Here is a 4,457-nt window from a genome sequence, read left to right as displayed (position 1 = left end):
CAGGAGCACGAGGTCCACCTGGCAGGAGCGGACGATGTCGAGGGCCTGGAGGCCGTCGGGCACGTCGAGGACCTCGTACTCGTCCTCCAGGATCGCCCGGAAGGACTCCCGGAGGCCCGGGTCGTCGTCCACGACCAGGATGACCGGCCGAACTCCGCGCGCGGCTTCGAGCTGGTCTAGCGGCATACGTCGTTTGCCTTGGTGGCAGTGGAGGCAAGACGGATTCTCACGAACTCGCCCCCGGGTGTCAATGCCGAAAAATGCGCTGCCCGGGAGAGGGGAAGCCGCTTGAGCGAGGGGTCAGGCGGGGCCGAAGCCGACTACCGTCCGGTCTGCCGTGAGCAACGGCCGGAACCTCACCGGGAGCCCGATCCTGAGCGAGTCGAACGGGATGTCGATGACGCGCCCGAGCAGCGAGACGCCCTCGGCCAGCTTGACCACGGCGACCGCGTACGGGGCCTCGGCCGTCCGGCCGCGGGGCGCCACGCGGATCACCGTGAAGCTCGCGATCGTGCCGTGGCCGGCGAGCGGCACCGCCTCCCAGGCCCGCTGGTGGCAGCTCGGACAGAACTCCTTGGGAGGGATCGCCAGCTCCGAGCACTGCCGGCAGCGGATGCCCGTCAGGCGTCCGGCTCGGGCCTCCTGGAAAAAGGTCTGGAGCGTGATCACCCTGGGCGGACTACTCAAGGCCGAACAGGCTCACAAGGACGGTCGCGGTGTTGCCTCCGAGGGTGTGGGCGAGGCCGATGCGGGCGCCCTCGACCTGACGGGGGCCCGCTTCGCCGCGGAGCTGGGTCACGATCTCGGCGATCTGGGCAGCCCCGGTCGCGCCGATGGGATGTCCCTTCGCCTTGAGACCGCCCGAGGGATTCACGGGGAGCTTGCCGCCCAGGCTCGTCCATCCCTTCTCCGCCGCCGTGCCGCCGGTGCCCGGCTCGAAGAGGCCGAGCCCCTCCGTTGCCACGATCTCGGCGATCGTGAAGCAGTCGTGGAGCTCGACCACGTCCACGTCCTTGGGGCCGAGCCCGGCCTGGCGGTAGGCCGTCTGCGCCGCCCGCTCGGTGGCGAGCGCCCGGGTCAGGTCCTTCTTGTCGTGCAGACACATCGCGTCGGAGGCAGCGGCGGAGGCGAGCACCCAGACCGGCCGGCGGCTCCGGCGCGCCGCCTCCTCGGAGGCGAGCAGCACGGCGGCGCCGCCGTCGGTGAACGGGCAGCAGTCGTAGAGCTTCAACGGGTCGGCGATCCTGGGGCTCGCGAGCACCTGCTCGAGCGTGATCTCCTTCCTGAACTGGGCCTTCGGGTTGAGCGCGCCGTGACGGTGGTTCTTCACGGCCACGTGGGCCATCTGCTCTTCCGTCGTCCCGTACTTGGCCATGTGGGCGCGGGCGATGAGGGCGAAGACGCCGGGGACCGTGAGCCCGGCCGGCTGCTCGAAGGCGGCGTCGGAGGCGTACGCGAAGAGCTCGGTGGCCGTTTCGGTGGGAATGTCCAGTACCCGTTCGGCGCCGCCGACGAGCACCACGTCGGAGGTCCCGGATGCGACCTCCATCACCGCGTGCCTGAACGCGGCGTGGCTCGTCGCGCAGGCGGTCTCGAAGCGGGTCGTCGGCACCCACGGGAGCCCGAGGATCGAGGCGGCCTGGGGCCCCATGTGGAGCTGCCGCTCCGCGGGTCCGCCGACCACGTTGCCGAAGTAGATGGCCTGGATCGCGGTGGGCGCGAGCCCGGCGTCGTCGAGCGCCTCGGCGGCCGCCTCGGCAAACAGCTCGGCCGAGCTCCGCTCGTGTTTGCCGAACGGAGTCACACCGACCCCGATCACGCCCACGCGTCGCACGCCCTCATCATACCGGACAACCGGTTGAACTCAAAGGGGCATGCTATGATGCGTCCGTGAAGCCCTTGGGCCTGGCGGTACTCGGCTGCGGGTGGATCGCGCGCCGGCATGCCGCTGCGGCCCGGAGGCTCCGGGGGGAGGTCGCCGTCTCCTTCGCGAGCCGCGATCCTGCCCGTGCCGAGGCCTACCGCGCCGAGTTCCACGGCGTGGGCGCGTACGGGAGCTACGCGGCGGCCGTCGCCGACCCGGCCGTCGATGCCGTCATCGTCTGCACGCCTCACGACCAGCACCTCCCCTGCACGCTCCTGGCCGTGGCGCACGGGAAGCACGTCCTGGTGGAAAAGCCGATCGCGCGCACGCTCGCCGAGGCGGACGCGATGATCCGGGCGGCGCGCGCGGCCGGCGTGACGCTCATGGTGGCCGAGAACTTCCGCTTCATGCCTGCCTATCGCGCCGTGCGCGCCCTCGTTGCCGACCGCGCCTTCGGGACTCTGCGACAGATTCACGTCACTGCGTGGGGGGACCGGGGCTGCCACGGCTGGCGCAGCTCTCGCGACGCCATGGGGGGCGGGACCCTGATCGATGGCGGCGTCCACTACGTCGACCTGCTGCTGCAGTGGGGCGGCCGCGCCACGCGAGTCTTCGCCCTCGCCCCGCCGAACGTGCTGGCAGGGATGGGAGGCGAGGACACGGCGAGCCTCGTCGTCGAGTTCGCCGGGGGGACAGTGGGATTTCTCTCGAACTCGCTCGCCGCTCCGGGGATCCCCCGGCTTCAGTGGTCGACGCTGATGGGGAGCGACGGCACCCTGTTCGTGGACAACCGCGGGCGGTTCCTCTGGCTCAGGAGTCGCCGTGGTCGACGGGTCCGCTTCTTTCTCGGGCAGGACTGGCGGGGTCACGGAGCGATGCTGGCCGAGTTCGTGGCGGCGCTGGCTTCGTCTCGCGCCCCCGAGATGGACGGGGTGGAGGCCCGGCGCGACCTGGCCGTGGTCGTGGCCGCGTACCGCTCGATGCAGACGGGTCTACCGGCAGACGTAGAATGGGAGCCGAAGGTCTCCTCCTGACGGCGCTCGCGTTGATCGCGGGCGTCCTGCTGGTTGCCGGGCTCGCCCAGGCGTTCCACACCCCGGCGCGTCGCCGGCTCCGTCAGGGCGGCATCCGTTACCGGACCCGAACGGCCGCCCGGAGCGGGAGGGCGACCGCGCGGCGGCCCGAGCCGGGAACCGAGCTCCAACTCTCACTCCGGAGGGCTTCGTCTCCTGAGGACGAGCCGGGGCTCCCGCCCGCTCCCGGTGTCGGGCCTGCGCCGCCCGAGCGGGGTGACGCGGGGCTGAGGCGCGGCGACCTAACGGAGCGCGCGGAAGCCCCGCTGGATGAAACGCGGCGGGCGGGCCTCGACCTCGAGCCGGGAGCGCCGGGCGACGCGGCGCCCGAACCCTCGACGCCAGAATCCGTGACGGCCGGGGCAGCCGCTCCGCTCCCGCTCGAAGAGTGCTTGACGCTCTACCAGGCCGGGCAACTCGACGGGGTCGTCGCGCTCGCCGAGCCTCCGCTCCAGGCCGCGGCAGAGACCGAGGGAGGCCCGGCGCGCTCGGCCGAGCGGTCGGCGCTCTGGAGTCTCGTCGGCCTCGCGAGGCAGGCCCTCGACGACGGCGAGGCTGCGCGGGCGGCCCTCCAGGAGGCGTTCCTGGCCGCCCCCGAAGCCGACCGTCCGACCTACCTGGGCTATCTGGCCGCACTGGGGGAGACGGACGAGGAGGCGCGCCTCGGCCCGCTCAGGCGGGAGGTCCTCTGGGTCGCCTACGGCCATGCGGCCGAGATGCTGGTCCAGCGGCAGGAGTTCCTCCGCGTGCGGCGGCTGGTCTGGGAAGCGCTGGCCGATGCGGAGCTGCCCGATGCTCGGCGCGCGGCCCTGAAGGAGATCCTGTCGACGGCCTACGCGCGCGAGATCGAGCAGCTCACGGCCGCGTCAATTGCGGCGTTCCGGGGGACCGGTGACGTGGAGGCGCTTGACTCGCTGCGCCGGGCCGACGGGCTTCTCGCGTCCATCCCCGACGAGACCCTGACCCCCGAGCGTGACGCCGAGGTCCGCCGCTCCCTCTGGGAGGGCTACCGAACGCTGGGCGTCCACCGGATGGAGGCCGGAGAGGTCGAGAGCGGTCTGGAACTGCTCCTCCGCGCCCTCGCCCTGGCCTCCCCGGACAGCGAGAGCCAGCGCCAGACCCGCGAGGCTCTGGTCCGCGCCGTGGAAGCGGCCGTGGACGGCCGGGCGGAGCAGCTCGGGCGGCTTCTCAAGGACGGCAAGCGGGCGGCGGCTTTGGCCGAGAGCGAACGCCTCCTCGCCATGATCCGCGAGGCGATGGATGCGGGGCTGTCGGATGCGGAGGTTGGCGTGCCGCTCGCGAAGGCTCGGCGCGCGCTTCAGCAAGTCCTGCCCGGCTGACCCCGGAAGCATCGGAGGGGGCCTCGACGGCCCCCTCCGAGGCCTCCCCCAGGAATGGCAGTTCGAGCCGAGAGGCTGCCGACGAGCCGCAGGCGAGGAGAGCCACGAGGCGAGACCCGAGTTGATTGCGCGGGCGAAGCCCGCGCTCGAAGGGCATTACTCTGACACGCTGCTAGGGCT

Annotated in this window: 5 protein-coding genes; 2 read left to right on the top strand and 3 right to left on the bottom strand. The window is 72.2% G+C overall.

Annotation, left to right across the window (positions count from 1 at the left end; all coding sequences use genetic code 11):
• From HY726_07845 to HY726_07835, 3 genes are all read right to left on the bottom strand, one after another.
• On the bottom strand, positions 1–186 hold a 186-nt coding region (locus HY726_07845; GenBank protein MBI4608903.1), incomplete at its 3' end, for a response regulator.
• A gap of 114 nt (positions 187–300) precedes the next feature.
• Entirely contained in the window at positions 301–669 is a 369-nt protein-coding gene (locus HY726_07840) for a Zn-ribbon domain-containing OB-fold protein (protein ID MBI4608902.1), read from the bottom strand.
• A 10-nt stretch (positions 670–679) separates the two neighbouring features.
• A complete protein-coding gene (locus HY726_07835) occupies positions 680–1,834 on the bottom strand; it encodes a thiolase domain-containing protein (GenBank protein MBI4608901.1) in 1,155 nt (384 codons plus the stop codon).
• Between the two features lie 56 nt (positions 1,835–1,890).
• On the opposite strand from HY726_07835, the gene HY726_07830 reads away from it, so the two are divergent.
• Both HY726_07830 and HY726_07825 read left to right on the top strand, forming a co-directional pair.
• Positions 1,891–2,898 carry a Gfo/Idh/MocA family oxidoreductase gene (locus HY726_07830; GenBank protein ID MBI4608900.1) on the top strand — a complete coding sequence of 336 codons (1,008 nt, stop codon included), beginning with the start codon at positions 1,891–1,893 and terminating at the stop codon, positions 2,896–2,898.
• Positions 2,874–4,277, top strand: a complete 1,404-nt coding sequence (locus HY726_07825) for a hypothetical protein (protein MBI4608899.1) — start codon at positions 2,874–2,876, stop codon at positions 4,275–4,277. The genes HY726_07830 and HY726_07825 overlap by 25 nt, the downstream gene beginning before the upstream one ends.
• Positions 4,278–4,457: the final 180 nt, after the last annotated feature.

It is taken from the genome of Candidatus Rokuibacteriota bacterium (genome assembly GCA_016209385.1).
In the GTDB taxonomy this organism is placed as follows: Bacteria; Methylomirabilota; Methylomirabilia; order Rokubacteriales; family CSP1-6; genus JACQWB01.
This window is presented reverse-complemented; position numbering and strand designations above follow the sequence as displayed.

Coding starts and splice junctions, on each gene's coding strand:
- HY726_07825 (MBI4608899.1), top strand. CDS start 2,874: ATGGGAGCCGAAGGTCTCCTCCTGACGGCGCTCGCGTTGATCGCGGGC.